This is a genomic window from Acidovorax sp. LjRoot117 (genome assembly GCF_964252695.1).
In the GTDB taxonomy this organism is placed as follows: domain Bacteria; phylum Pseudomonadota; class Gammaproteobacteria; order Burkholderiales; family Burkholderiaceae_C; genus Acidovorax.
The window spans coordinates 39810-65387 of record NZ_CAXUPO020000002.1; the positions used below are offsets into that span (position 1 = coordinate 39810).

A 25578-nucleotide genomic window follows, 5' to 3' on the forward strand; every position below is an offset into this window, starting at 1 on the left:
TCACCGTCCCTGGCCCCTTGCCCGCCGGGTGTACCCCGCAGTCTGGCACGCCCGCCGGTACGCCCGCAGCGTCTGCTCGGCCCGCTGCAGCACCGTGGCTTCCACGGCCGTCGCCTGCACATCCGCAACGCCCGCAGCGCCCGCAGCGCCCGCAGCATGGGGGGCATGGGCGGCATTCTCACGGGCATTCCCATGGGCATCGGCCACGGGGCTCAGCAACTCCGCCGGGCTCATCCCCGATGCCTCGCCGGTCAGCAACGCAATGCCCTCGCTCACATGCCCCATGGTGTACACGCTGAACAGGCCGCGCTCCACGGCGTCGAGCACGCTGCGGTCCAGCATCAGGTGGCGGCGGTTGCGGGTGGGGATCAGCACGCCCTGGGTGCCGTCCAGGCCGGCGGCCACGCAGGCCTGGAACCAGCCTTCGATCTTTTCGTTGATGCCGCCCACGGGCAGCACCTCGCCGTGCTGGTTCAGCGCGCCGGTCACGGCAATGCCCTGGTGCAGGGGCAGGCCCGACAGGCTGGACAGCAGGGCGTACAGCTCGGCGCACGATGCGGAGTCGCCCTCTACGCCGCTGTATTCCTGCTCGAACACGATGGACGCATTGAGCGCCAGTGGCGCCACGTGGCTGAACAACGCGGTCAGGTAGCTGTGCAGGATGAGCACGCCTTTGTCGTGGATGGGGCCGGACATGTCGACCTCGCGCTCGATGTTGAGCAGGCCCTCTTGCCCGGCAAAGGTGCGCGCGGTGATGCGCACCGGAAAGCCGAACCGGTAGTCGCCCAGGTCGATCTGCGTCATGGCGTTGATCTGGCCGGTGACGGCGCCCTGCAGGGTGATCAGGCGCTCGCCCTCGGTGATGGATTCGTGCAGCTGCTCTTCGGGGTAGTTGTGGCGCAGGCGCTGGGCGGCCAGCGCGGCCGCGACGTCGGGCGCCTCCACCAGCGCGCCGCCGCGGGCGCGGCACAGGGCGGCGCTTTCGATGAGCAGGGCCTCGGTGTGGGCGAACAGCGCGCTCTGGCGGCCCTGGTCGTCGGCGTCGCGGTGGGTCTGCTCCAGCAGCAGGGCCACGGCGCCGGCCGCAAAGTGGGGCAGGCCGCGCCGCTGGCAGCTGTGCGCCACGAAGATCGCGGTGGCCTGGCGCGTGGCGGGCGTGGCGGCAAAGCGCTCGGCAAAGTCCACCTTGGCGCGAAAGCGGCGTGCGGCGTCGGGGTCGGACTCTTGCATGGCGTAGTACTCGTCCACCGACCCGATGAGCACGATCTTGACGTCCACATCCACGGGCTCGGGCTGCAGGGCCGCGGCAGCACCGCCGCCTCCGCCGCCACCACCGCCGCCTGCATGTGATCCGGCATTGCCTTCGTCGATCTGCAGCCGGCCGCAGCGCAGAAAGCGGCGCAGGCGCGCCCACAGGCCTTCTTCGGCGGCCAGGTCGTACAAGTGCAGCAAGATGAAGCCGCCATGGGCCTTGAGCAGGCTGCCCGCGTGGATAGCGGCATGGTCGGCCTGCACGGTGTCGGAATCGCTGCCGTGCTCGATGCCGCCGAACAGGCTGCGCAGGGTGGGGTGGTCTTCCACCAGCACAGGGGCGGTGGTCTGGCCGTGGTGGTCCACCACCAGGTTCACGCTGCAGCGCGCCAGCAGGTCGTCGAGCGCGTCCTGGCGGTCCTGCTCGGCGTCTTCGCTGTTGCTGTTGTTGCTGCTGCTGCCGTCGTTACCGTTCCGGTCATTGCGATCGTCGCCGGCATCGCTGTCGTCGCCGCTCTCGAAAAGTTCGATGTTCTGCAGCACAGCGTGTTCCACCTGGTCCAGCCACTGGCCCAGCTTCACGGCGTCCTTGATGACGGGCTCGCTCAGGCCCTGGCGGATGTCGTGCAGGGCGTGCTGCACCAGCGGCTGCACGGTCTGGCGGCGCAACTGGGCCAGGGCCTCGTCGCGGGCGCGCTCCAGCGGGCGGGTGGTCTCGATGAAGCGGGTGATCTCGGCGCGCAGCGCGTGTTCGGCGGTGTCGATCTCGGCGCGGCGCTCGCGGGGCAGGGCGCGGGCTTCGGCTTCGGACAGCGGCAGGCCGCCGGGGCCGATGAGGGTGAACACCATCTGCCCGTTCTCGCGCGACAGGCGCACCTGGCGGGCTTCGGCAAAGGCGTCGAGCGTGGCGAACGCGCTGCGCTCCTGCTCTTGCCAGGCCTGCTCGATGCGCTCGGCGTCGGCCTTGAAGTCGGGACTGGCCAGGCGGCGCGGGATGTCGGCCTGCAGGTTCTTGCCCATGTCGGCCATGCGTTGGCGCAGCACGCGGCCCTGGCCGGGCGGCAGGCGCAGGGCGCGGGGGCGGTCGGGCTGGTCGAAGTTGTGCAGGTAGCACAGGTCGGGTGGCACGGGCCGCGCGGCGGCGGCCGTCTGCATGGCCTGGCGCAGCAGCGACGCGCGGCCGCTGCCCACTTCGCCCAGCACGAACAGGTGGTAGTCGGGCTGCAGCATGTTCAGCCCGAACTGCGCGGCGGCGTGGGCGCGCTCCTGGCCGATCCAGGGCAGGGGCAGGTCTTGCAGCTCGGCGGTGCTGGCAAAGCCGAGGGTGGAGGGGTCGATGGTCAGCCGCAGCTGGTGGGGAGCAAGGGGCAAGGCGGGCATGGGGGCGGGCGGGCGGCAGGCGGGTGCGTCACACGGCGCCTGCTTGGGGTTATGAAGTCAAATAGCTGCCTACCGCTGGATGGTAGGGTGGTAGCAGCTATCAAAATGATAGTAATCCGAAGGGCGGTCTGGGCGCTGGTCTGAGCGGGCCACGGTCAGACCGCGTGCGGGCCTGGGCCTCAGCCGCGCGCCACCGGGCATTGGCCCGCAGGGGCGCCACCGGCCAGCGCACGGCTTTTGGCGTCGGCCAGGGCTGCGGCGCCGGGCATCTCGGTGGGCCAGCCGGCCAGGTGCTGCTGGGCGATGCGCGACAGGGCGGTGATCCAGTGGTTGTTGTCGTTCAGGCACGGGATGTAGTGAAACTCCTGGCCGCCCGCGTGCAGGAAAGCCTCGCGCACTTCCATGTTGATTTCTTCCAGCGTCTCCAGGCAGTCGCTGGTAAAGCCCGGGCACACCACGTCCACGCGCCGCGTGCCGGCCTTGCCCAGCGCCTCGATGGTGGGCTGGGTGTAGGGCTCCAGCCACTTGGCCTTGCCAAAGCGCGACTGGAAGGTGATGCGGTAGCGCTCTTCGCGCAGGCCCAGGCGCTCGGCCAGCAGGCGGCCGGTCTTGCGGGCCTCGCAGTGGTAGGGGTCGCCCAGGTGCAGGGTGCGCTCGGGCACGCCATGAAAGCTCATCACCAGCTGGTCGGGCTGGCCGTGGTGCTTCCAGTGGGTTTCGATGGTGCGGGCCAGCGCGTCGATGTAGCCGGGGGCGTCGTGGTAGCGGTTGACGAAGCGCAGCTCGGGCACGTGGCGGGTGCGTGCGGCCCAGGCGTACACCGCGTCGAACAGGCTGGCGGTGGTGGTGCCGGAGTACTGCGGGTACAGCGGCAGGATCAGGATGCGCGTGGCGCCTTCGGCCTTCAAGGCGTCGAGCTGGCTGTCGATGGAGGGGTTGCCGTAGCGCATGGCGTGGCGCACCAGCACCGCGTGCCCGGCCTCGCCCAGCCAGCCGCGCAGCAGCGTGGCCTGCCTGGCCGTCCACACCGCCAGGGGCGAGCCTTCGGCCGTCCAGATGCTGGCGTACTTGGCGGCCGACTTGGCGGGGCGGGTGCGCAGGATGATGCCGTGCAGGATGGGCAGCCACGCCAGCCTGGGGATCTCCACCACGCGGTGGTCGCCCAGGAACTGCGCCAGGTAACGCCGCACGGCGGGCGCGGTGGCTGCGTCGGGCGTGCCCAGGTTGCACAGCAGCACTGCGGTTCGCTCGGCCTGGCCGTGGGTGTAAGGGGGTTCGGGGCGGAAGGAGGGCATGCGGCATTTTCGCCCACGCGTGGTGCCTGGTGTCCAACAGGGCTTCAACGCCATCGCAGGGGCCGTTTTGACGGCAGTCGGGTAATCCCCAATGCGGCTATGAAACCGGTTTCATAAACTCTGCGCATTCCATCCGAACCACCCACGCCGTGAATTACCAGTTCCAGTTCGACGCCGTTTTTGCCGCATGGCCGCTGCTGCTCAAAGGCACGTGGATCACCGTGCAGCTGTCACTCACCGCCACCGTGCTGGGGCTGGTGGTGGCCGTGTTCTGCGCCTGGGGCAAGACGGGCGGGCCCGCGTGGCTGCGGTTCTTGATCAATGCGTACATCGAGGTCATCCGCAACACGCCGTTCATCGTGCAGCTGTTTTTTTTCTTCTTCGCGCTGCCCTCCATCGGCCTGCGCTGGTCGCCCTACACGGCGGCGCTGACCGCGATGGTGGTCAACCTGGGGGCGTACGCGGCTGAGATCGTGCGGGCGGGCATCGAGTCCATTCCCAAGGGGCAGATCGAGGCGGGCAAGGCGCTCAACCTGAAGCCCTGGGAGATCTTTCGCTTCGTCATCCTGAAGCCCGCGCTCAAGGCCATCTACCCCGCGCTCACCAGCCAGTTCATTTTGCTGATGCTCAGCTCGGCCGTGGTGTCGGTGATCTCGGCGGACGACCTGACGTCGGTGGCGGCCAACCTGCAGTCGCAGACGTTTCGCAGCTTCGAGATCTACATCGTGGTGGCGGTGATCTACCTGGCGCTGGCGCTGTCGTTCTCGGCGCTGTTCAAGCTGATCTACCAGCGCGCGCTCAACTACCCCGACCGTCGCTGAGGAAATCAAGTCATGCGTACCTTCGGACTCTCCGAATTCCTCTTCATCGTGCAGGCCGCGCAGTGGACGCTGGCGCTGTCGGCCATCGCGTTCGTGGGCGGGGCGCTGCTGGGCCTGGTGGTGGCGCTGTCGCGCACGTCTGAAAACGCCGTGGCGCGCAATGCGTCGCGGGTGTTCATCCAGGTGTTTCAGGGCACGCCGCTGCTGCTGCAGCTGTTTTTGATCTTCTTCGGCGCGCCGGTGCTGGGCCTGGACATCAACCCCTGGGTGGCGGCGGGTGTGGCGCTGGTGCTCAATAGCGCGGCGTTCCTGGCCGAGATCTGGCGCGGCTGCATCGAGGCGGTGCCGCGCGGCCAGTGGGAGGCCGCGCAGGCCCTGAACCTGAGCTACATCAACCGCATGCGCTTCGTGGTGCTGCCGCAGGCTTTCAAGATCGCGCTGCCGCCCACCGTGGGCTACACGGTGCAGATCATCAAGGGCACCTCGCTGGCCGCCATCATCGGTTTCACCGAGATCACGCGGGCCGGGCAGATCATCAACAACGCGACCTTCCAGCCGCTGCATGTGTTCACGACCGTGGCGGCGCTGTACTTCGTGATCTGCTGGCCGCTGTCGCTGCTGGCGGCGCGCATGGAGCGCAAGCGGGCCCGGGCGCTCGCGCGCTGACGGCAGCGCCGCCAACGCCAACAGCGCCTTCGTTCATTCATTGCTTTTTTATCTCTCGTTCACAACCACTACCAGGAGACATGCCATGACCTTTTCTCTGCACCGCCGCACCGTCACCACCGCCTTGGCCGCACTGGGCCTGGGCGCCGCGCTCACGGCGTTTGCGCCGCTGGCCTCGGCACAGTCCGTGGCCGACATCAAGAAGAAGGGCGAGCTCACCATCGGCATGCTGGTGGACTTTCCGCCCTACGGCACGACCAACGCGCAGAACCAGCCTGACGGCTACGACGCCGACGTGGCCAAGCTGCTGGCCAAGGAGCTGGGCGTCAAAGCCAACATCGTGCCCGTCACCGGCCCCAACCGCATTCCGTTTTTGCTGACCAACAAGGTCGATGTGCTGGTGGCGTCGCTCGCCATCACGCCCGAGCGCGCCAAGCAGGTGCAGTTCTCGCAGCCCTACGCGGCCGCCACCATCGTGCTGTACGGCAAGACCGGCAGCGCCATCAAGAGCGCGGCGGACCTGAAGGGCGTGCGCGTGGGCGTGGCCCGTGCCAGCACGCAGGATGTGGCCGTGACCAAGGCCGCGCCCGAGGGCACCGAGATCCGCCGCTTCGACGACGACGCATCGGCCATGCAGGCGCTGATCTCCGGCCAGGTCGATGCCATCGGCTGCTCGGTCACCGTGGCCGCACAGATCGCCAAGCGCGTGCCCGCCAACACCTTCGAGAACAAGTTCAACCTGCTGCAGCAGGCCATGGGCATCGCCCTGCGCCCCGGCCAGGACGAGCTGACCCGCGCCGTGAACGACTTCGTGGCGCGCAACACGGCCAACGGCGAGCTGAACAAGCTGTATCAAAAGTGGCTGGGCGCGGATCTGCCCAAGCTTCAGTAATCCATATCGCTTGAGCGTGAGCCCCAGCCACCCCAGGAGCCTTTGACAATGACGGACGCAGCCACGACGACGACCACCGCCGGTGCACCCCCCATCATCACGATGGAGGGTGTGAACAAGTGGTACGACAGCTTTCAGGTGCTGACCGACATCGACCTGTCGGTGCGGGCCGGCGAGCGCATCGTGATCTGCGGGCCGTCGGGCTCGGGCAAGTCCACGCTGATTCGCTGCATCAACCGACTGGAGACGGTGCAAAAGGGCCGCATCGTGGTCGACGGCATCGACCTCACCGCCGGCGGCAAGAACGTGGACGCGGTGCGTGCCGAGGTGGGCATGGTGTTCCAGCAGTTCAACCTGTTCCCGCACCTCACCATCCTGGAGAACTGCACGCTGGCGCCCATGCGGTCGCGCGGCATGAGCAAGGCCGAGGCCGAAGAGGTCGCCATGAAGTACCTCACGCGCGTGCGCATCCCTGAGCAGGCGCACAAGCACCCCAGCCAGCTGTCGGGCGGGCAGCAGCAGCGCGTGGCCATTGCCCGCGCGCTGTGCATGGCCCCCAAGGTGATGCTGTTCGACGAGCCCACGTCGGCGCTGGACCCGGAGATGGTCAAGGAAGTGCTGGACACCATGATCGGCCTGGCCGAGGACGGCATGACCATGCTGTGTGTGACGCACGAGATGGGCTTTGCGCGCAGCGTGGCCGACCGCGTGATCTTCATGGCCGAAGGAAAAATTCTGGAGCAGGCCCCGCCTGCGCAGTTCTTCGGCCAGCCGCAGCATGAGAAGACCCGCCAGTTCCTGGGCCAGATATTGAGCTCGCACAACGCCCACTGAATGGGCTGAGCGTTGGTGGCGCAAGTCCCGACAGACACCAAGCCCTGTGAAAGCCCGATCCACGGGCTTGAAAGAACACCCATGAAGGTATTGATTTCCCTGTCCTCCTTCGGCGCCGCCGAAACCGGGCGCCACGGCCAGCTGTGGTGCACCGACCTGGCCCGCCAGGCGGGCGCCGACGGCGTGGAAGTGCGCGGCGAGCTGCTGCGCGATGCCGCCACCGAGCTGCCCGCGCTGGCCGGCCGGGCCGCGGTGTACTCCAGCCCCGAAGGGCTGTGGACCCATGACGGTCTGCTGGACGAGGCCGCCCTGCAGCGCGGCATTCACGCATCGCGCGTGCTGCACGCACCGCGGCTGAAGATGTCCATCGGCGGCTTTGGTGCGAGCTTGCAGACATCGCAGACATCGCTGCAGCAGCTGAAGGCGCTGCTGGCAGCGGCCCCGCAGGTGGAGCTGGTCATCGAGAACGACCAGACCGCCACGGCCGGCACCCTGGCCGCCCTGCAGGCGTTCTTTGCCGCGCAGGCGCAGGCCGGGCTCGACCTGGGCATGACCTTCGACATGGGCAACTGGCACTGGCAGGGCGAATGCCCGCTGCAGGCCGCGCAGGCCCTGGCACAGCATGTGCGCTACGTGCACTGCAAGGGCGTGCAGCGCCTGCCGGCCAAGTGGATCGCGGTGCCGTTGGCGGAGTCGGTGGCGCCCTGGCGTGCCGTGCTGCGCGCGCTGCCGGCCGATGCGCCGCATGCCATCGAATACCCGCTGGCGGGCGACGACCTGGTGGCCGTCACGCGCGAGCAGGTGGACTTCATCCGTGCCGTGCGAGGTGCTGCATGAGCGACGCTGTTTCCAAATCCAACGACACCACATTCGACGTGGCGCTGTTCGGCGAAGCCATGCTGCTGCTGGTGGCCAACGAGCCCGGACCGCTGGAGAACGCCACGGGCTTTCACAAGCGCACCGCGGGGGCCGAGACCAACGTGGCCATTGGCCTGGCACGCCTGGGCCTGAAGGTGGGCTGGGCCAGCCGCCTGGGCACCGACTCCATGGGCCGCGCGCTGCTGGCCGCCATGCGCGGCGAAGGCATCGACTGCTCGCACGTGGTGTGCGATGCGGCCCAGCGCACGGGCTTTCAGTTCAAGGAACGCGTGACCGACGGGCGCGACCCGCAGGTCGAATACCACCGCAAGGGCTCGGCCGCCAGCCAGATGGGGCCGGCCGATGTGGACGAGCCCTGGCTGCGGTCTGCGCGCCACCTGCACGCCACGGGCGTGTTCGCGGCCATCTCGGACACCAGCCTGCAGGCGGCCATCCGCACGCTGGAGGTCGCGCGCGCCGCGGGTCGCACCATCTCGTTCGACCCCAACCTGCGCCCCACGCTCTGGGCATCGCCCGAGGCCATGCGCCACTGGATCAACACCCTGGCCGGCTATGCCGACTGGGTGCTGCCGGGCCTGGAAGAGGGCGTGTTCCTGACCGGCGAAACCACGCCCGAAGGCGTGGCGCGCTTCTACCGCGAGCGCGGCGCCAGGCTGGTGGTCGTGAAGCTCGGGCCCGAGGGCGCCTATTACGACAGCGACGTGGCCGGGACCGGCCGCGTGCCCGGCGTGCCCGTAGCCCAGGTGGTGGACACCGTGGGCGCGGGTGATGGCTTTGCGGTGGGCGTCATCAGCGCACTGCTCGAAGGCTTGCCCGTGCCCGCGGCCGTGCGCCGCGGCGCCTGGATTGGCGCGCGGGCGGTGCAGGTGCTGGGCGACACCGAAGGCCTGCCCACGCGGGCGCAGCTGCAGGAGGCCGGCCTGTGAACGTGTCCGCACCGGCGGTGCAGGGCAGGCCCGAGCGCAAGAAGGTGCTGGTCTTTCGTGAACTGCCGCCCGATCAGCTGGCGCGCCTGCAGGCCCTGCACGACGTGACGGTGGCCAATCCGCGCAAGCCCGAAGAGCGTGCACTGTTCGACGCAGCGCTGGGCCAGGCGCAGGGGCTCATCGGGTCGAGCTACCCCGTCGATGCCGCGCTGCTGGCGCGGGCGCCCCGGCTGGAGGTGGTCTCCAGCGTGTCGGTGGGCGTGGACAACTACGCCCTCGACGCACTGCAGGCCCGCGGCATCGTGCTGTGCCACACGCCCGGCGTGCTGGACGAAACCGTGGCCGACACCGTGTTCGCCCTGCTCATGGCCACCAGCCGTCGCGTGGTGGAGCTGGCGCAACTGGTGCGCGAGGGCCGCTGGACCAAGAACATCGGCGAAGACCTGTTCGGCAGCGATGTGCATGGCAAGACGCTGGGGCTGCTGGGCTTTGGCCGCATCGGCCAGGCCATCGCGCGCCGTGCGGCGCTGGGCTTTGGCATGCCCGTGGTCTACCACGCGCGCCGGCCGGTGGACCTGGCCGCCACTGCGCCTGAACTGGTGGGCAAGGCTGCGCACTTGCCGCTGGCCGAACTGCTGGCGCAGCCCGATTTTGTAGTGGCCATGCTGCCGCTGTCTGGCAGCACGCGGGGCCTGGTCAATGCCGACGTCTTTGCCGCCATGAAGCCCGGCGCCATCTTCATCAACGGCGGGCGCGGCGCCACGGTGGTCGAGCAGGACCTGCTGCACGCTCTCGACCACGGCACGCTGCGCGCAGCGGGCCTGGATGTGTTTGCCACCGAGCCGTTGCCGCTCGACTCGCCCCTGCGCACCCACCCGCGGGTGACGCCGCTGCCGCACATCGGCTCGGCCACGCACGGCACGCGCCACGCCATGGCCGTGCTGGCCACCACCAACTTGCTGCAGGCGCTGGCCGGTGATCGGCCCGCCGCCGTGTATAACGCCGCGCAAGCATGACCTCACCGACACCCGCACCATCCGCGACACCCGGCACGCCCCGCGCCCGCCCCACCATCGCCGATGTCGCGGCCGAGGCGGGCGTGTCCAAGGCCACGGTGTCGCGCTACTTCAACCACCGCGAGCGCCTGCTCAGCCCCGACATCGCAGCCCGCGTCGAGGCCGCCATCGCCAAGCTGGCCTACGTGCCCAGCCCCATGGCCCAGGCGCTCAGCCACGGCCGCTCGCGCCTCATCGGCCTGGTGGTGGCCGACATCACCAACCCGTATTCGGTGGCCGTGCTGCGCGGCGCCGAAAAGGCGTGCCAGGAGGCAGGCTACCTGGTGATGCTGTTCAACCTGGGCAACGACCGCGAACGCGAGCGCGCGGCCATCGATGCGCTGGCGAGCTACCAGGTGGACGGATTCATCCTCAACACGCTGGGGCAGGGCGAGGGCCTGGCCGACGTGAACACGCTGCACGGCAAGCCCGCGGTGCTGGTGGACCGCCGGCACGCGGGCCTCGACGCGGATTTTGTGGCGCTGGACAATGAAGCGGCCATGCGCGAAACCTGCGCGCACCTCGTGGCGCAGGGCTGGCAGAGCCTGCTGTATGTCACCCAGCCCCTGCAGGGCGTGAGCTCGCGGCTGGAGCGCACCGCGGCGTTTCGGGCGTGCATTTCGGCGCAGGGTCCAAATGTGCGCGGCGAGGTGCTGGAGATCGATGCGCAGCAGGGCGAGGACGCCCTGGCCCGGGCGCTGGCGGACTTTCGCGAACGTGCCGGTGCAAACGTTGCAAACGTTGCAAAGGGGCGCTGCGCCGTGGTGGCCGGCAACTCGGTCGTCACGCTGCGCGTGGCGGCGGCGGTGGCAAGGCTGCAGTGGACCTTCGGGCAGGAGCTGGGCTTTGTGGGTTTCGACGACCCCGAATGGGCGCCGCTGATTCGCCCGGGGTTGAGCACCGTGGCCCAGCCGACCGACGCCATCGGCCAGCGCGCCGCCCAGTGCCTGCTGGAGCGCATTGGCGGGCTGCAGGGCGCCGTGCGTGAGAACCTGCTGCCGGGCACGCTGATCGTGCGGGGTTCGTCACTGGGCGTGTGATCGGGATTGGCGGTCCGTCATTCGATTGCATACCGCCTACCCGGTACCAGCCTGTCCGTACCACCGCCCCATACCGTTCACCCCATGCCGTTCGGGCTGAGCTTGTCGAAGCCTCGCACAGCGCAGTCCATCCGCCGCAGCAAATCGCTGCGTTATGCTGTGCCATCGCAGTCCGGCCCCCCGCCGGGCCCTCCACCCACGCTGATTTTCTGCAGGTGCGCCCCCGTGCTGACTCCCTCCCTGGACATCCCCCGCATCCGCGCCATCACCATCGACCTGGACGACACGCTGTGGCCCATCTGGCCCACCATCGAGCGGGCCGAAGCCGTGCTGCTGCAGTGGATGACCGAGCACGCGCCCGCCACGGCGCGCCTGTTTCAGAGCACCGAGGCGCTGCGCGCCATCCGCAACCAGATGGTGAACCTGCGGCCCGACCTGCAGCACGACCTGAGCGCGCTGCGCCGCGAATCCATCCGCCTGGCACTGACCCAGGCGGGCGACGATGGCGCGCTGGCCGAGCCTGCGTTCGATCTGTTCTTTGCCGAGCGCCAGCGCGTGACGCTGTTCGACGATGCGCACGAGACGCTGGCCTTCCTGTCGTCGCGCTACCCGGTGGTGGCGGTGTCCAACGGCAATGCCGACATCCACAAGGTGGGCATCGGCCATTACTTCAAGGACAGCCTGAGTGCGTCGGTGCTCGGTGTGGCCAAGCCCGATGCACGCATCTTCCAGGCGGCTGCGCAGGCCGTGCAGGTGCAGCCGCACGAGGTACTGCACGTGGGCGACGACGCCACGCTGGATGCACGCGGCGCCATGGATGCCGGCATGCAGGCCGTGTGGCTCAACCCTGCCGAAGCCGCCTGGCCGTACGACACGCCGCCGCACGCTACGGTGAGCAGCCTGACCGAACTGTGCCGGCTGCTGGCCTGACGCTGTAGCTGCGCCGTCAATGCACCATGCCCCGCGCGACGGGGCATTTTCTTGTCCCAGGTCAAGAACACGCCAGACGCCGTATCCGCCGCCTTGATCGTGGCCAGCGGCCCGGCCACACTGCAGGCCATGCCGCGAAACCCCCCTGACCTGCCTGCCTTGCCTACCGTGCGCACCATCGGGCTCATGCAGCCCATGACCTGGCTGGTGCTGGCCTGGCGCGACATGGGCCGCGCGGGCTGGGTGAGCTTTGCGCACGGGCTGGTACTGGCGCTGGTCGGCGCCGCGATCTTGGCAGTGGGCCACCACCGGTTCTGGCTGCTGGCCGGGGCGCTGTCGGGCTTTCTGGTGGTGGCGCCGGTGCTGGCCACCAGCCTGTATGCGCTGAGCCGCGCGCTGGAGCGGGCCGAGCCCGCCACCTGGGGCGTGGTGCTCAAGACCTGGCTCAATTGGCAGAACCACCACACCAAAAAGTGGGGCAGCGACTACTGGTGCATGCTGCAGTTCGGCGCACTGCTGGCTCTGGCCGCCACGGGCTGGGTGCTGACGTCGGCCGCGCTCATCACGTTGCTGGCGCCCGTGCCCATCGCCACGCCGCTCGACTTTTTGCGCTATGTAGTGCTGGCCCGCGAGGGCTGGCTGTTCGAGATCTGGCTGGCGCTGGGCAGCCTGATGGCGGCGCCGATTTTTGCGTCCAGCGTGGTGGCCATGCCGCTGCTGCTGGACCGGCGTGCCACGCTGCGGCAGGCGGTGCTGACCAGCTGGCAGGCCGTGCTGTGCAACCCGCTGCCCATGGCGTTCTGGGCGGCGCTGATCCTTGGCTTCACGCTGCTGGGGCTGGGTTCGCTGCTGCTCGGCCTGGTCGCTGTGATGCCCATGCTGGGCCACGCCAGCTGGCATGCGTACAGGGACCTGGTGGATGCGTCGAGCCTGCCCGAGCGGGATGCCGGCGCGATTGCACCACGCGACAGCGGGGTGGCGCCGTGATCTTCGGCTTCACCGAGGCGCAGATATCGGGCTTCTTTCTGACCTACGGCGTGGGCGCGTTCATCGCGTACATGCTGTTCATCATCGGCCAGCTGGCGTGGGAGTCCAAGGCCGGCCGGTTCGGCACCTTCGTGCTGTTTCTGGGGCTGGGCGTGGGCTTCATCGGTTTCCTGGCCAAGGTGGTCATCCAGTGGTGGCTTGAAAAGTAGACCGGCAGCAGAAGTGCCACCGAGGCGTTGTGCTCAACCAGCCTTGGGCTTGCGCAATGTGGACCGCACGGGTCGGCTCGATGATGGGCTGCGCGTGGCGGTGCGCCGGTGCTGTGCCTGGCGTGCGGCCTGGCGCAACAACCCTGCCGATGCAGCGACGCGCGGTTGGGCGGGGCCCCGCCATCCTTGCGGCGCAGGCCAGTAGGCACTGGCGGGCAGGCCGTCGGCATGCACAGCGTGCCGTGCCAGCTGGCTGGTGCGGGGCGCCCACCAACCAGCGCCCAGGTGCGACTGCGGTACGTGGCTGCGGGGCGGGCCGCGGCGGCGGCTGAGAGGGCCATGGAGCCTTGCCAGGGTAGGGGGCAAATAGCGAATTCTTGGCATGGCGGGTGCGTGCTCCGGCGGCATGATGGGGCGCCGGTAATAGGGTGGTGTGGCAAGTGAAAGCCGGTGGACGGCAGATCAAAGAGGGGCTGTGCGGGCCGGCTAGTAGCTGAGCTTGGGATACCAGTCCTTGCCGCGCCCTTCGGGCGTCAGGTCCAGCAGCGACCACAACGCGGCGATGTCCGGTGCATCGCGCGGGTCCTGGCCGGGGTCTGCCATCTCGCGCGTCATTTCGCTGGCCCAGAACAGGCGCACCTCGCTGCCTGTGCGCTGGAACACGATGAGCGCGGGGTACTCGCTGCCGTCCGGCAGCAGGATGCCCAGGTCCTGGGCGTAGTCGTCGCCCACGGTCTGTACAAAGCGCAGGTCCCGCCAGCCGCGCTCCTGCGCAAACGCCAGCTGGCGCTCCACCGGTGAGCGGCCCAGCACCTTCAGGGCTGCCTTCTGCTGCACGTCGGCGGCATTGCCGTTGACCGCGCCCAGCCAGTTGGTGCACATGGGGCAGGGGCGCTCGCGCTGCGGCCCGTACATCCAGAAGTAGGTGATCAGGGTGGTCTTGTCGCCGAACAGGTCGGCCAGGCCCAGATCGGCCCCATGCTCGTCCTTGAAGCGGTAGTCCTTGCGGATCACCGGGCCGGGTGGCAGGGCGCGCCGCTGCTCGGCCACGCGCGTCATGTGCCGGCGCAATTCGATCTCGTCGGCCAGCAGGGCGCGGCGCGCTGACTCGTACTGCGGCGATGCGCCGGGGAAGGGGGTGTGGGCGTGGCGGGCCAGTTCGGTGGCCGGCGTCAGATGGTCGGACATGGGCTTCTCCGGTGGTCGGCGTGTGCGTGGGGCGGTCTGTTCATGCAGCCTCGCCCGGTGTGCCCAGGCGGCAAGTAGGAAAAGCCTGTAGTGCCGTGCAGGCGCAGTCCTTCAGGGCTGCGGCTGCGCACCGCCACGCCGCCACGCCGCCACGCCGCCCCGACGTCGCTACGTCGCTACGTCGCTACGTCGCCGCTACACGGCTGCCATCGCGCGGCCTCAGCGCACCCAGGTCCGCAGGCCGAGGTCTTGCGCCAGGCGCCGGTACTCCGCCAGGCTGCGCTGCACGAAGGCCTCGAGGTCTGCGCCCGTGAGCGCAAACGGGTACAGCCCGTACTGGGCACACAGGGCGGCATAGCCCGGGGCGGCCAGGGCGTCGTGCAGTGCCGCCGTCCAGGCGCGCACCGCGGCGTCTGGTGCGCTGGCGGCCATGTACACGCCCCGGACGGTGGGCCAGATCAGGTCCACGCCCTGCTCGCGGGCCGTGGGCAGGCCCGACAGGTTGCCCGCCAGCCGCTCTTTCGACAACACGGCCAGCACGCGCAGCGGTGCGCCCTGTGCCGCGGCCTGCATGGCCTCGGCCGCGTCGCCGGTGAACACGTCGATGTGCCCGCCGCGCAGGGCCTTGAGCGCCTCGCCACCGCCTTCGAACGACACGAAGCGCATGCGCTTGTGATCCTGCCCTGCGGACCGCACCAGCTGGGCGGCCTTGATCCAGTCCTGGCTGCCCAGCGTGCCGCCCGCGCCGAACACGACGCGGTTGGTGTCCTTGCGCAGCGCGGCAGCCACGTCCTGCAGGCGCTGGTAGGGCGCATCGCGGTGCACCGCCACCACGCCGTAGTCGGTGCCCAGCGTCGCGATCCAGCGCACGGCACTGACGGGGTGCGGGCCGAACCGGCCCTGCGCGATGTTGAGCAGCGACCCGCTGGAGAACGCCACCAGCGTGCCGGGCCCGCCCAGCCGTCCGGTGGCCACCTGGTCGAATGCCAGCGCGCCGATGCCGCCGGGCAGGTAGCGGGTGCGCAGCGGCGTGCGCGTGGGCCGCACGGCCTGCAGTGCCTGCCCGGCCAGGCCGCAGGTCAGGTCGAACCCGCCGCCGGGGCGCGACGGGGCGATGCATTCGGCGGGCTCGGTGGAGGCGTCGGCCACCGCCGCCAGGGCCGGCACGGGGCCGACGGCGCCTGCGCCCGCAGCCAGCGCTGCGACCAGCACCTTTCGGCGGCTCGGCAGCGCGGTGGTATCGCCCGGGTTCGGCCCGCCCCAGGATGAAAACGGCGTCCTCGCGGGCAGCGAATCCGACAGGGTAGGGAGCGCGGGGGCCATATGTTTCATGAACGTGGCCACCAGAGTATGGCCAAAAGGCCCGGGCCGTCGCTGCGCGCCTCCAGCCGCAGGCGGCCGCGGTGGCGCTCGGCGATGGAGCGGGCGATGGCCAGCCCCAGGCCCGATCCGCCGGCCACGGCCTGCGAGCCGCGCCGGTAGCGGTGGCCCAGCGCGTCGCGTTCTTCGGGCGACAGGCCGGGGCCGTTGTCTTCCACGCTCAGGCTCCAGCCCAGGCTGTCGCCGGCGGCCGACACCGTGATGGTGCCGCGCTGCGGGGTGTAGGCGATGGCGTTCGCGGCCAGGTTGGTCAGCGCCTCGCGCAGCAGGCCGCTGTCGGCCACCGCGGCGATGTCGGCCGTGGCGGTGTGGATGCCGAAGTCGATCTGCTTGGCGCGGGCCTGCGGCAGCAGCTCCAGCGCCACGGTGCGCAGCAGCGCGGCCAGGTCGCACGGGGCCAGGTCCACGGCGGCGGTATCGCTGCGGCCCAGGGCCAGCAGTTGCTGGGTGCTGCGCGTGGCGCGCGCGATCTCGTTGCCCAGGGCCGCCAGCGTGTCTTGCACCCGGGCCGCGTCGGGCTCGCGGCGCGCGTAGTCGATCTGCATCTGCAGCGTGGTCAGGTGCGTGCGCAACTGGTGCGATGCGTCGTCCAGAAACTGCCGCTGCTGCGCCACCAGGCCTTGCGTGCGGCCCATCTGCGCGTTGACGGCGGTGACCAGCGGGCGGATGTCGGCGGGCAGGTCATCGCCGGCGATGGGCGTCATGTCGTCGGGGCTGCGGGCCTGGACCTCGCGGGCCAGGCGGGCCAGGGGACGCAGCGCCAGGGCCAGCGTGGCCCCTGTGCCCAGCACCATCAGCGCCAGCACCAGGCCGTCGCGCAGCGCCGCGCGGCGCACGAAGCGGCGGGTGAAGTCCTGCCGCGACTGCGTGCTTTCGGCCACCTGCACCAGCACGCTGGCGGACTCAGGGGGCGACGCGGTGGTCGCGCCGGGGTTCGAGCCCGTGGCTGCGGCAGGCCCGTCCACCGCGCGGCGGTACGCGGCCAGCCGCACCGACTCGCCGAAGTAGGTGGCGTCGTAAAAGCGCGGCACGCCGGTCTCCAGCGCGCCAAGCGGCAGGGGCAGGTCGGCGTTGCCCAGCTCCACCAGCCCATCGGACGATGCCACACGAAAGTACACGCGCCCGCTGGCCGTGAGCTCAAAGAATTCGAGCATGGTGTAGGGCAGCTCGGCCGACAGCCCGCCGGACGCGGTGGAGATGTTGGCATCGATGGATTTGAGCGCCCCCAGCAGCGACCGGTCGTACGCCGCGTTGGCGGCCTCCAGCGCGTCGTGCCGCGTCATCCACAGCTCCACGCCGGTCACCACCGCCAGCAGCGGCAGCAGCAGGCAGGCGAGAAGGCGCCAGAGGCTGGCACGGCGAAGGCGCTGCATCAGGGGCACAGCGACGCCCCGTGATGGCGATCAGCAGCAGCCGTCGATGGGCGCTCAGTCCCTGCGAGCGCCACCGTGGATCTGGCTCCGCCAGTCCACCGGTGGCGTCCCCCCCCAGGGGGGAAGACGCGCAGCGGCTCAGGGGGGAACATCACCAGCCTCCAGCGCATAGCCCAGACCCCGCAGCGTGACGATGCGCACGCCACTCCCGTCGAGCCGCTTGCGCAGGCGGTGCACGAACACTTCCACCGCCTCGGGGTGCACGTCTTCATCGCCCACGAACACGCGGTCCAGGATCTGCTGCTTGGAAAACGGCTCGCCGCTGCGCTGCACCAGCACCCGCAGCACACCCTGCTCGCGCGGCGACAGGGCCAGGGGCTCTCCGTGCAGCACGAACTGCTTGCGGGCGGTGTCGTAGGCCAGTGGGCCGCAGGCCAGGCGTGGTGGGTCGGTGCCGCGCGCGCGGCGCACCAGCGCGTGCAGCCGGGCCTCCAGCTCGGCCAGCTCGAAGGGCTTGGCCAGAAAGTCGTCGGCCCCCGCGTTGAGCAGCCGCACGCGCTCGTCCAGCGAATCGCGCGCGGTGAGGATCAGCGTGGGCAGCCGCTGGTCCCGATCGCGCAGGCGCTGCAGCACCGCATGCCCGTCCAGGCCCGGCAGGCCCAGGTCCAGCACCAGCGCGTCGTAGTCGTCATGCTGCTGCAGCGACTTGTCGGCCACGCGGCCGTCGCTCACCCATTCCACCTGAATGCCGGCGTGCTCCAGCGCCCGGCTGAGCCAGGTGCCCAGGCTGTGTTCGTCTTCGGCCAGGAGGATGCGCATGGGTGGGATGCTAACGCGGCACCTTGAAACCGCAGCCCATGAAAGCCGAGACCGGACATACTCTGTCGATCACGGCGCAGGAGCAGCGGATGGGCAAGGAAGACGGATTGGTATCGAAGGTTCGGCGGCGCCAGTCGGCGGTACCGGGTGAGGTTGACACCGCGACCTGGTGGGCATCGGGCCTGGTGTTCCGCGCTGCCTGCAGCCTGTTGGGGCTGGCGTGCGGGTTGGTGATGGCGCTGTTGATCGTCGCCGTAGGGATGAGCATCGGTCAGTCTTTTGCGCAGATGCAGTCGTTGTTGCTCGCTGGTGCGTTGGCCGGCGCCGCAGGCGGTGCGGCAGCGCCCGAGATGCTGATCAAAGCCATCGCGGGCCTGTCGTATTTTCTGATGGGGTGGATCGCGGCCTGGGGCGGTGGTGAACCGCCCGAGGCGCCGCGCAACGATGGCTGGTTGACGGCCTGCGCCGTCTTCGGTGCGCTGTATGCGGTGGCGCTCAGCATTCTCTGGACTCTGCTGCGTTGAGGCCAGGGCAGTGCCAAGGCCCCGGGTCAGTCTGGTTTTACCTGCGCGCGCTTGAGCACCTTTTGCCAACGGGCCTGCTCGGCCGCGATGAACTGCGCAAACTGTGCGGGCGTGCCGCCGATGGCTTCTGCCGCGTCGCCGTTCAGGCGCTTGAGCGAGTCGGGCGCCTTGACGGCCTTGGCGGTTTCGATGGCCAGCTTGTCCAGGTGCTCCTTGGGCAGGGTGGCCGGGGCCAGCATGCCGTACCACTGCGTCATCTCAAAGCCCGGGAAGCCCTGCTCGGCCACGGTGGGCACGTCGGGCAGCTGGGGCAGGCGCTGGGCCGAGCCGGTGGCGATGCAGCGCACCTTGCCCGACTTGATGAAAGGCAGCAGGGCCGCGGCGCCCACGGCGGCGGCGTCGAGGCGGCCCGAGAGCAGGTCGGTCATCATGGGGCCGGTGCCGCGGTAGGGCACGTGCAGCATGAAGATCTCGGCCGTCATCTTGAGGTATTCGAACGCGAGGTGGCCCGCGCTGCCGTTGCCTGCCGAGCCGTAGCTGAGCTTGGCGGGGTTCTTCTTGGCGTAGGCGATGAACTCCTTGAGGTTCTTGGCCGGCACGTCGGGGTGCACCACGTACAGGCTGGGCACCTTGGCCAGCAGGCTCACGGGCTTGAAGTCCTTGTTGGCGTCATAGGGCAGCTTGTCGAAGATGTAGGGGTTGACGGCCAGCGTGCCGATGTGGCCCAGGATGACAGTGTGCTGGTCGTCGGCGCGCGCCACCTCCGACATCGCGATGTTGCCGGCGGCGCCGGGCTTGTTGTCCACGAACACGCTCTGGCCCAGCGTCTTGGTCAGCTCGGCCGCGGTGGAGCGCGCCACGATCTCGGAGCTGCCGCCCGGTGCAAACGGCACGACGAAGCGGATCGACTTGGCAGGCCAGGCCGCCTGGGCCGATGCCAGCGTGGGCAGCATGCCGCCGAGCGCGAGGGCGCCGCCAGCGCCCAGCAGGTGGCGCCGGGTGGGGTGCAGGTGGTGGGGGAATTGTGGGTCGATGGGCATGTGTGTCTCCGAGAAAGCCAGGTAGGCATGACAGAACGCGATGGTGCGCGCTGCGGGCTTTCGGAATGCTGTCAGTCGGCCTGGGGTTTTCCCGGGGGCGCGGCCGTCAGACGCTGGCCGCCACCGCGGTGCCGCTGAGCACCGCGCCTTCCAGCGTGGCGGGGTAGGGGCCGTCCACATAGTCGCCGCAGGCCGTCAGGCCGGGCAGCACCTGCAGGCCGGGGCGCGCCAGGCCGGGGGTGCAGGCGAAGGTGGCGCGTTTTTCCACCACGGTCTGCACGGGCTGCAAGGCGCTGATGCCCAGCTGCGCGGCGGCTTGCTGCAGCACCTGTTGCTCGATGTGAGAGCGCTCGCCGTCGCTGGCGCTCACCACGAAGGCCAGCAGCCCGTGCTGGCCGTCCAACTGGCCGCGGTCGAAAACGAACTGCGCGGGGCTGTGCGGCGTGCTGCGCAATGCCAGCATGGGCTGGGGCAGGCGTGCGCCTGGGGCATGGGCGTAGACCGTGGTGATGGCCTCAAAAAGCAGGGCGCCTGCCAACGTGCTCCACGGGCGGGCGCTCGCCAAACCGGCCTCACCGGCGACAGCCGCCACGAGCCTGCCGGCCTCCCACGACGGGCACGCGAGGGTCACGTGGTCGAAGACGTCGGGGGCGTCGTCAGCGGCGCCCAAGAGCCCGGCCGCACCGATGACCTGCCAGCGTCCCCCGGGCTGCGGCTGCAGCCGCAGTGCGCGCTGGCCGGTGATGACCTGGTGGCGGCCCTGGGCCGTCAGCCAGCGCACCGCAGGCTCGGGGAACAGCGCGCCCAGGTCAATGCGTGGCAGCAGCAGGTTGGAGCCGCCGCGCCCGCTGAACAGGCTGTCTTGCAGCACGCGCAGAAACACCTGGCCGCTGGCCTGGTGCGCGGGGGTGTTCAGGGCCGATACACACAGCGGGTCGATGAACTCGGCCATCAGGCGGGGCGTGAGCGGCGCGCACAGGTCGGCCACCGAGGTGGCGGGCGGGCAGCGGAAGCTCTTCAATTGCCACGCGGTGGCCGTGCGCAGCAGCGCCAGCTTGTCGCCAAAGCTCCAGCCCTTGGCACGCACGATGCCCAGCAGCGCATCCAGCGGTGGTGGCAGGTCGGGCAGCTGCAACCCCTGGCCGTCCGGAAACTGCAGCGTGAGCGGCAGGCGCAGCAGTGCGGTGCTGGCGTCCACCCCCACCAGGCGCATCAGGCGCAGGCTTTCAGCGTAGGCGCCGATGAGGATGTGCTGGCCGTTGTCGAGCGTGGCAGCCTCGCCCCCTGGCAGGGTGGCGGGCACGGCACGCGCCCGGCCGCCCACGGTGCGAGCGGCTTCGAACACCGTGACATCGCGCCCCGCCTGCGCATGCGCGATGGCCGCAGCCATGCCGGCCCAGCCGGCGCCGATGACGGCGACTTTCATCTCAGTACTTCCAGTCGTTCAGATGGAGGGGACGCGCTCACATCCGGCCCAGGGCCTGCACCTTCCACGCCAGCCAGAACTTGCGCAGGGGGGTGAGGCGGATGCGCTGGTGCAGCACCTGGAAGTTTTCGTGCTCGATCTCGCGCAGCAGCGTGCGGTAGATGCTGGCCATCATGAGGCCGGGCTTTTGCGCGCGGCGGTCGGCAGCGGGTAGCAGGGCCAGGGCCTCGTCGTAGAGGCGGTGCGCACGCTCCGCCTGAAAGCGCATCAGCGCGGTGAAGCGGTCGGAATACGTGCGCTTCAAGATCTCGTGTGCCTTCACGTCGAACTGCTGCAGTTCGCTGACGGGCAGGTAGATGCGGCCCATCATGGCGTCCTCGCCCACGTCGCGGATGATGTTGGTGAGCTGGAAGGCCAGGCCCAGGGTGTGGGCGTACTGCGTGGTGCGCTCGTCGGTCTGGCCGAAGATGCGCGCCGTGACCTCGCCCACGATGCCTGCCACCAGGTGGCAGTAGCCCTTGAGGCCTGCAAAGTCGAGGTAGCGCGTCTGCTCCAGGTCCATCTGGCAGCCGTCGATGACGGCCTGCAGGTGGCGTTGCTCGATGCCGTATTCGGCCGTGTGCGGCATCAGCGCCTGCATCACGGGGTGGGTGGGCTGGCCGGCATAGGACTTGGCCACTTCGGCCTGCCACCAGGCGAGTTTGGTGCGGGCCACGCCCGGGTCGGAGACTTCGTCCACCACATCATCCACTTCGCGGCAGAACGCGTAAAACGCCGTGATCGCGGCGCGGCGCGGCGCCGGCAGGAACAGGAAGGCGTAGTAGAAGCTGCTGCCCGAGGCCACGGCTTTTTGCTGTACGTATTGCTGTGGGGTCATGGGGTGAGATTGTCCCATGGGCCGGCGCGGCGGCTGGTGAGCCAAATTGCCGGCAGCCCGTGTTCTCGTGGGAAAGGAGGCGGTGCCAGAGACAGGATGCGTCCCGTTTGGTGGCGGAGGCTTCGTTCACCGCGCCGCCTACGAAACTGGCACTCTCCAGGCCAGTGCACCCGTGGAACTGGCTTCGCCAGGCCACCGGGTGCGTCCCCCCCGGGGGAAGGCGCGAAGCGACTCAGGGGGAGTCGACGCCTTTCAGGGGGGCTTCAGAACGCGATCTGCTCCACCCCGATGTCGCTCGGCCGGCGCAGGGCTTCCTTCATGAAGACGCTCATGGGCAGCAGCGTGCCCTGTTCCGAGCTGAACCATTTCTTGTACAGCGCGGTCAACTCGCCGTTCTGGATCATGCGGCGGGTGACGCGGTCCACGAGTTCCTTGAACTTGGGGTCTTCGCGGCGCAGGCCGATGCTGTAGGGCTCGACCGAGAGGCGCTTTTCCAGGAACTGGTACTCGTCCATGGACTTGCCCAGGCGGGTGAGCGGAATCCAGATGCCCGCGTCATCGGCGAACGCGGCGTCGGCGTCGCCCTTGACCAGGGCGTTCACTGCGTCGAGCGTGCTGTCGACCGGCACGTAGTTGAACTTGCGCGCAAAGGTGCGTTCGTTGGCCTTGAGCAGGTTTTCGTTGGTGGTCTTGCCCTGCACGGCGATCTTCTTGCCCTGCAGGTCGTCCAGCGTCTTGATGCCGGAGGTCTTTTTCACCAAAAACGCGGACGACGCCACGAAGATGTGGTGGCTGAAGGCGATTTCCTTCTGGCGCGCGGCGGTGTTGGCCGTGCCGCCGCACTCCAGGTCCACCACGTTGTTCTTCACGTCGGTGATGCGGTTCTTGCCGTCCACCAGCAGGTAGGTCAGCTTGAGGTCGGGCCGCTTGAGCTCTTTCTTGATCTCTTCAAAGATCTGCAGGCAGATGTCCACCGTGTAGCCCTGCACCTTGCCCGAGTTGGCGTCCTTGTACGAGAACGGCAGGGATTTTTCGCGGTGGCCCAGGCGCAGTTCGCCCGCGCTGGCAATGCGGCCCAGGGTGTCTTCGGCCCAGGCGGGTGCGGCGGCGGCGCACGCCAGGGCGGCCATCAGCGCCCACGGGCGCAGCATCGAGGAGATTTTCATGAAGGAGACCAACGGAGGAAGAAGAAGCAGAAGAAGCAGCGAAGCTGTGAACGGCGCCGCAGGGCGCCTGATGGGACACCCTGCGCCCGAGTGGGCCGGTGTGCTGAGCGCGGATTGTGTACCGGCGCCGCGTCAGTTGTATGCGTGGCCGGTGGCGGGCGTCAGCATTCCACAACATTCACCGCCAGGCCGCCGCGCGAGGTCTCCTTGTATTTCACCTTCATGTCGGCGCCGGTCTGCATCATGGTCTTGATCACCTTGTCGAGCGACACCACGTGCTGGCCGTCGCCGCGCAGCGCCATGCGGGCGGCGTTGATGGCCTTGATGGCGCCCATGGCGTTGCGCTCGATGCAGGGGATCTGCACCAGGCCGCCCACGGGGTCGCAGGTCATGCCCAGGTTGTGCTCCATGCCGATCTCGGCGGCGTTCTCGATCTGCTCGGGCGTGCCGCCCATCACGGCGGCCAGGGCGCCTGCGGCCATCGAGCAGGCCACGCCCACCTCGCCCTGGCAGCCCACCTCGGCACCTGACAGGGACGCGTTTTCCTTGTAGATGATGCCGATGGCGCCTGCGGTGAGCAAAAACGTGGCGATGCCGTCCTCGTTGGCGGCGCTGCCTTCCCGGGCGCCTTGCAAGAAGTTGACGTAGTAGTGCAGCACCGCCGGGATCACGCCCGCGGCGCCGTTGGTGGGGGCGGTCACGACGCGGCCGCCCGCGGCGTTTTCTTCGTTGACGGCCATGGCGTAGAGGTTCACCCAGTCCAGCATGGACAGCGGGTCGCGCAGCGCGGCCTCGGGATGGGCCTTCAGGTTGCGGTGCAGTTCGGCCGCGCGGCGGCGTACCCGCATCGGCCCGGGCAGGTGGCCGCTGCTGGCGCAGCCGCGCTGCACGGCGCCGGCCATGGTGCGCCAGATGGCCAGCAGCTGGCGCCGCACCTCGGGGGCGCTGCGCCAGTGCGCTTCGTTGACGGCCATGAGTTGCGCCGGCGTGAGGCCGGTGGCCTGGCACTGGGCCAGCAGTTCGGCGCCGGTGCGAAAGGGGTGGGGCAGGCCCTGCGCGTGGCCGGCGCTGCCGGGCTGTGCACTGCCGGCCTGGTTCAGCACCCGTGCACCAGCGGCGTCGATGACGAAGCCGCCGCCTACCGAGTAGTACTCGCGCTGGGCGATCTCCGTGCCCTGGGCATCGAACGCGTGAAAGCACATGCCGTTGGGGTGCAGGGGCAGGCTCTTGCGGCGAAAGAGCAGGTGCTCTTTTTCGATGAAGGGCACGGTGCGCTCGCCCAGCAGGTTCAGCGTCTGGCTGGCCCGGATGGCGGCGATGGTCGGGTCGATCTGGTCGGGGTCGATGGTGTCGGGCTCGAAGCCCGCCAGGCCCAGCAGCACGGCCTTGTCGGTGCCGTGGCCCACGCCGGTGGCTGACAGCGAGCCGAACAGTTCGACCGCAATGCCCTGCACCGCGGCCAAGCCCGGGCCGGCCTGCAGGTGGCAGGCAAACTGTCGTGCCGCGATCATGGGCCCCACGGTGTGGGAGCTGGACGGGCCGATGCCGATCTTGAAGAGGTCGAAAACGCTGACAGACATGGTGGTGTGCGGGTGTCCGGGGGGTCCGGGTAGGGCCGAGGCTGCGTGGATGCCATGCCGGGCATGGAAAGCAGCGGTGGCGCGGGTGGCGCCACCGCCGGTCTGTCTGTCTTTGAGAACAGGGTCTGAAACAACATCCTTCGTACCGCCAGCGCTCTTGGTGCTGGAGTGGGCGCGAGGCTAACTGCGCCGGGGCTGGCCGGCACACGCGCAAACCCTGAGTGGGGCGAAGGCGTTCCGCCGGATGCTGTTGGCGCATCCCATCAAAATGTCAAAAATGATAGCAGCTAGCGCTTTCCAGGAGCGCGGTAGCGGCGGTTTTTGATCAATATTTCCAGCGCAAATCGGCCGCCGAATGGCCGCGCTTGCCGCCCATGAATGTTTCTTACAGTCGGCCGGCGGGCGCGCTGATCGGTCGTTCAGCCGTCAGCAGCCGGTCAGTCCGCCGGGGTGGCGGGCCGGGCGACCACCAGGGCCATCCCCAGGTCGGCGTGCGGCGTGGCGCCGGGTGGTTGCCGCACCAGGCGCGTGCAGCCAGAGCGGCGTGCGGCCCAGGTGCGCAGCAAGGCCTCGACCGCCGGGCAGGCGGCAGGCTCGCGCACGAAGACTTCGCACGACACCATCCGGTCCAGGCTGGCTCCGGCCTCGTGCACCAGGCGCTCCGTGGCGGCCAGCACCTGGGCGAACTGGCGCGGGGCATCCTGCGGGTCCGCCCCGGCCGGTGCACCCCCTGCGATGTACGCCACGCGCACGGACAGCGCACCGGGCGTGTGCCGCACGCCCACGCACAGCGGCACCCGGGCCGCGTTTGGGGGCAGGGGCGTTGCGATGCCCGTCATGCAGCAGGGGCCCGGGGCGTGGCTGCCGGCGTGCGCACCGCCCCCGCACACATCGCCCACATCGCCCAACCCACAGGCCGTGTGCGCTGATCAGGGCCTGCAGCACGCTGCGCGGGGCCGGGCCCGCTCGGCCTGCGGGCCGGCCGCAGCGGGGCCGTGCAGGCACGGCACATAATGAGTAAATCTATCCAGTCGGTCGGC

The 25578-nt window shown here is 69.5% G+C and carries 24 protein-coding genes; 12 read left to right on the plus strand and 12 right to left on the minus strand.

The window, feature by feature from the left end; all coding sequences use genetic code 11:
- Both ACSQ3D_RS05595 and hemH read right to left on the minus strand, forming a co-directional pair.
- Complete coding sequence (locus ACSQ3D_RS05595; protein ID WP_436126211.1) at positions 1-2631, minus strand: Lon protease family protein; 2631 nt, start codon at positions 2629-2631, stop codon at positions 1-3.
- Between the two features lie 179 nt (positions 2632-2810).
- Complete coding sequence (gene hemH / locus ACSQ3D_RS05600; RefSeq protein ID WP_436126212.1) at positions 2811-3926, minus strand: ferrochelatase; 1116 nt, start codon at positions 3924-3926, stop codon at positions 2811-2813.
- A 149-nt stretch (positions 3927-4075) separates the two neighbouring features.
- On the opposite strand from hemH, the gene ACSQ3D_RS05605 reads away from it, so the two are divergent.
- The 11 genes from ACSQ3D_RS05605 to ACSQ3D_RS05655 all read left to right on the plus strand — a co-directional run bounded on the left by ACSQ3D_RS05605 (position 4076) and on the right by ACSQ3D_RS05655 (position 13165).
- The gene (locus ACSQ3D_RS05605; RefSeq protein WP_056418724.1) at positions 4076-4747 is read left to right on the plus strand and encodes an amino acid ABC transporter permease; all 672 of its coding nucleotides are present in this window, start codon (positions 4076-4078) and stop codon (positions 4745-4747) included.
- Positions 4748-4759: 12 nt separating this feature from the next.
- Complete coding sequence (locus tag ACSQ3D_RS05610; RefSeq protein ID WP_056169818.1) at positions 4760-5413, plus strand: amino acid ABC transporter permease; 654 nt, start codon at positions 4760-4762, stop codon at positions 5411-5413.
- Between the two features lie 85 nt (positions 5414-5498).
- On the plus strand, positions 5499-6305 hold the full coding sequence (locus ACSQ3D_RS05615; protein ID WP_396506906.1) for a transporter substrate-binding domain-containing protein: 807 nt from the start codon (positions 5499-5501) through the stop codon (positions 6303-6305).
- Between the two features lie 48 nt (positions 6306-6353).
- Positions 6354-7139, plus strand: a complete 786-nt coding sequence (locus ACSQ3D_RS05620) for an amino acid ABC transporter ATP-binding protein (protein WP_436126213.1) — start codon at positions 6354-6356, stop codon at positions 7137-7139.
- 81 nt (positions 7140-7220) lie between these two features.
- Positions 7221-7976 (plus strand): sugar phosphate isomerase/epimerase family protein, encoded by a 756-nt coding sequence (locus tag ACSQ3D_RS05625; protein WP_436126214.1) that lies wholly within the window; start codon positions 7221-7223, stop codon positions 7974-7976.
- Positions 7973-8944, plus strand: coding sequence for a sugar kinase (locus ACSQ3D_RS05630; protein ID WP_436126215.1), 972 nt, complete (start codon positions 7973-7975; stop codon positions 8942-8944). Before ACSQ3D_RS05625 ends, ACSQ3D_RS05630 begins: the two co-directional genes overlap by 4 nt.
- A 2-nt stretch (positions 8945-8946) precedes the next feature.
- Positions 8947-9960: a 2-hydroxyacid dehydrogenase gene (locus ACSQ3D_RS05635; protein ID WP_436126718.1), complete on the plus strand. Its 1014-nt coding sequence runs from the start codon at positions 8947-8949 to the stop codon at positions 9958-9960.
- Positions 9957-11039 carry a LacI family DNA-binding transcriptional regulator gene (locus ACSQ3D_RS05640; protein WP_436126216.1) on the plus strand — a complete coding sequence of 361 codons (1083 nt, stop codon included), beginning with the start codon at positions 9957-9959 and terminating at the stop codon, positions 11037-11039. The genes ACSQ3D_RS05635 and ACSQ3D_RS05640 overlap by 4 nt, the downstream gene beginning before the upstream one ends.
- Before the next feature lie 225 nt (positions 11040-11264).
- Positions 11265-11969: an HAD family hydrolase gene (locus ACSQ3D_RS05645; protein ID WP_436126217.1), complete on the plus strand. Its 705-nt coding sequence runs from the start codon at positions 11265-11267 to the stop codon at positions 11967-11969.
- A 129-nt stretch (positions 11970-12098) separates the two neighbouring features.
- A complete protein-coding gene (locus ACSQ3D_RS05650) occupies positions 12099-12956 on the plus strand; it encodes a DUF2189 domain-containing protein (RefSeq protein ID WP_436126719.1) in 858 nt (285 codons plus the stop codon).
- On the plus strand, positions 12953-13165 hold the full coding sequence (locus tag ACSQ3D_RS05655) for a DUF2788 domain-containing protein (protein WP_056169798.1): 213 nt from the start codon (positions 12953-12955) through the stop codon (positions 13163-13165). Before ACSQ3D_RS05650 ends, ACSQ3D_RS05655 begins: the two co-directional genes overlap by 4 nt.
- Before the next feature lie 486 nt (positions 13166-13651).
- Here ACSQ3D_RS05655 and ACSQ3D_RS05660 read toward each other — a convergent pair whose 3' ends face one another.
- The 4 genes from ACSQ3D_RS05660 to ACSQ3D_RS05675 all read right to left on the minus strand — a co-directional run bounded on the left by ACSQ3D_RS05660 (position 13652) and on the right by ACSQ3D_RS05675 (position 17925).
- Complete coding sequence (locus tag ACSQ3D_RS05660) at positions 13652-14353, minus strand: DUF899 family protein (RefSeq protein WP_436126218.1); 702 nt, start codon at positions 14351-14353, stop codon at positions 13652-13654.
- A gap of 219 nt (positions 14354-14572) precedes the next feature.
- Positions 14573-15676, minus strand: coding sequence for a tripartite tricarboxylate transporter substrate binding protein (locus ACSQ3D_RS05665; protein ID WP_436126720.1), 1104 nt, complete (start codon positions 15674-15676; stop codon positions 14573-14575).
- A gap of 5 nt (positions 15677-15681) precedes the next feature.
- A complete protein-coding gene (locus ACSQ3D_RS05670; protein WP_436126219.1) occupies positions 15682-17106 on the minus strand; it encodes a sensor histidine kinase in 1425 nt (474 codons plus the stop codon).
- 138 nt (positions 17107-17244) lie between these two features.
- Positions 17245-17925 carry a response regulator gene (locus ACSQ3D_RS05675; protein ID WP_056418699.1) on the minus strand — a complete coding sequence of 227 codons (681 nt, stop codon included), beginning with the start codon at positions 17923-17925 and terminating at the stop codon, positions 17245-17247.
- Between the two features lie 38 nt (positions 17926-17963).
- Here ACSQ3D_RS05675 and ACSQ3D_RS05680 point away from each other — a divergent pair, with 38 nt between their 5' ends.
- Entirely contained in the window at positions 17964-18449 is a 486-nt protein-coding gene (locus ACSQ3D_RS05680) for a hypothetical protein (protein WP_056418697.1), read from the plus strand.
- A 26-nt stretch (positions 18450-18475) separates the two neighbouring features.
- Here the strand turns inward: ACSQ3D_RS05680 and ACSQ3D_RS05685 are convergent, their stop codons facing one another.
- From ACSQ3D_RS05685 to ACSQ3D_RS05710, 6 genes are all read right to left on the minus strand, one after another.
- Entirely contained in the window at positions 18476-19489 is a 1014-nt protein-coding gene (locus tag ACSQ3D_RS05685; RefSeq protein WP_056169784.1) for a Bug family tripartite tricarboxylate transporter substrate binding protein, read from the minus strand.
- 106 nt (positions 19490-19595) lie between these two features.
- A complete protein-coding gene (hpnE, locus tag ACSQ3D_RS05690; protein WP_436126220.1) occupies positions 19596-20915 on the minus strand; it encodes a hydroxysqualene dehydroxylase HpnE in 1320 nt (439 codons plus the stop codon).
- Between the two features lie 37 nt (positions 20916-20952).
- A complete protein-coding gene (gene hpnD / locus ACSQ3D_RS05695; RefSeq protein WP_056418691.1) occupies positions 20953-21792 on the minus strand; it encodes a presqualene diphosphate synthase HpnD in 840 nt (279 codons plus the stop codon).
- 263 nt (positions 21793-22055) lie between these two features.
- Positions 22056-22958 carry an amino acid ABC transporter substrate-binding protein gene (locus ACSQ3D_RS05700; RefSeq protein ID WP_235504066.1) on the minus strand — a complete coding sequence of 301 codons (903 nt, stop codon included), beginning with the start codon at positions 22956-22958 and terminating at the stop codon, positions 22056-22058.
- A 161-nt stretch (positions 22959-23119) separates the two neighbouring features.
- On the minus strand, positions 23120-24538 hold the full coding sequence (locus tag ACSQ3D_RS05705) for an L-serine ammonia-lyase (protein WP_436126221.1): 1419 nt from the start codon (positions 24536-24538) through the stop codon (positions 23120-23122).
- A gap of 437 nt (positions 24539-24975) precedes the next feature.
- Positions 24976-25377, minus strand: a complete 402-nt coding sequence (locus ACSQ3D_RS05710; protein WP_436126222.1) for a RidA family protein — start codon at positions 25375-25377, stop codon at positions 24976-24978.
- Positions 25378-25578: the final 201 nt, after the last annotated feature.

What these genes read in the sequence shown, in the direction of transcription:
- hpnE (WP_436126220.1), bottom strand. Translation starts at nt 20,915, where the DNA reads ATGAAAGTCGCCGTCATCGGCGCCGGCTGGGCCGGCATGGCTGCGGCC.
- ACSQ3D_RS05680 (WP_056418697.1), top strand. Translation starts at nt 17,964, where the DNA reads ATGAAAGCCGAGACCGGACATACTCTGTCGATCACGGCGCAGGAGCAG.
- ACSQ3D_RS05610 (WP_056169818.1), top strand. Translation starts at nt 4,760, where the DNA reads ATGCGTACCTTCGGACTCTCCGAATTCCTCTTCATCGTGCAGGCCGCG.
- hpnD (WP_056418691.1), bottom strand. Translation starts at nt 21,792, where the DNA reads ATGACCCCACAGCAATACGTACAGCAAAAAGCCGTGGCCTCGGGCAGC.
- ACSQ3D_RS05640 (WP_436126216.1), top strand. Translation starts at nt 9,957, where the DNA reads ATGACCTCACCGACACCCGCACCATCCGCGACACCCGGCACGCCCCGC.
- ACSQ3D_RS05670 (WP_436126219.1), bottom strand. Translation starts at nt 17,106, where the DNA reads ATGCAGCGCCTTCGCCGTGCCAGCCTCTGGCGCCTTCTCGCCTGCCTG.
- ACSQ3D_RS05675 (WP_056418699.1), bottom strand. Translation starts at nt 17,925, where the DNA reads ATGCGCATCCTCCTGGCCGAAGACGAACACAGCCTGGGCACCTGGCTC.
- ACSQ3D_RS05660 (WP_436126218.1), bottom strand. Translation starts at nt 14,353, where the DNA reads ATGTCCGACCATCTGACGCCGGCCACCGAACTGGCCCGCCACGCCCAC.
- ACSQ3D_RS05710 (WP_436126222.1), bottom strand. Translation starts at nt 25,377, where the DNA reads ATGACGGGCATCGCAACGCCCCTGCCCCCAAACGCGGCCCGGGTGCCG.
- ACSQ3D_RS05620 (WP_436126213.1), top strand. Translation starts at nt 6,354, where the DNA reads ATGACGGACGCAGCCACGACGACGACCACCGCCGGTGCACCCCCCATC.
- ACSQ3D_RS05665 (WP_436126720.1), bottom strand. Translation starts at nt 15,676, where the DNA reads ATGGCCCCCGCGCTCCCTACCCTGTCGGATTCGCTGCCCGCGAGGACG.
- ACSQ3D_RS05700 (WP_235504066.1), bottom strand. Translation starts at nt 22,958, where the DNA reads ATGAAAATCTCCTCGATGCTGCGCCCGTGGGCGCTGATGGCCGCCCTG.
- ACSQ3D_RS05650 (WP_436126719.1), top strand. Translation starts at nt 12,099, where the DNA reads ATGCCGCGAAACCCCCCTGACCTGCCTGCCTTGCCTACCGTGCGCACC.
- ACSQ3D_RS05615 (WP_396506906.1), top strand. Translation starts at nt 5,499, where the DNA reads ATGACCTTTTCTCTGCACCGCCGCACCGTCACCACCGCCTTGGCCGCA.
- ACSQ3D_RS05685 (WP_056169784.1), bottom strand. Translation starts at nt 19,489, where the DNA reads ATGCCCATCGACCCACAATTCCCCCACCACCTGCACCCCACCCGGCGC.
- hemH (WP_436126212.1), bottom strand. Translation starts at nt 3,926, where the DNA reads ATGCCCTCCTTCCGCCCCGAACCCCCTTACACCCACGGCCAGGCCGAG.
- ACSQ3D_RS05595 (WP_436126211.1), bottom strand. Translation starts at nt 2,631, where the DNA reads ATGCCCGCCTTGCCCCTTGCTCCCCACCAGCTGCGGCTGACCATCGAC.
- ACSQ3D_RS05630 (WP_436126215.1), top strand. Translation starts at nt 7,973, where the DNA reads ATGAGCGACGCTGTTTCCAAATCCAACGACACCACATTCGACGTGGCG.
- ACSQ3D_RS05625 (WP_436126214.1), top strand. Translation starts at nt 7,221, where the DNA reads ATGAAGGTATTGATTTCCCTGTCCTCCTTCGGCGCCGCCGAAACCGGG.
- ACSQ3D_RS05705 (WP_436126221.1), bottom strand. Translation starts at nt 24,538, where the DNA reads ATGTCTGTCAGCGTTTTCGACCTCTTCAAGATCGGCATCGGCCCGTCC.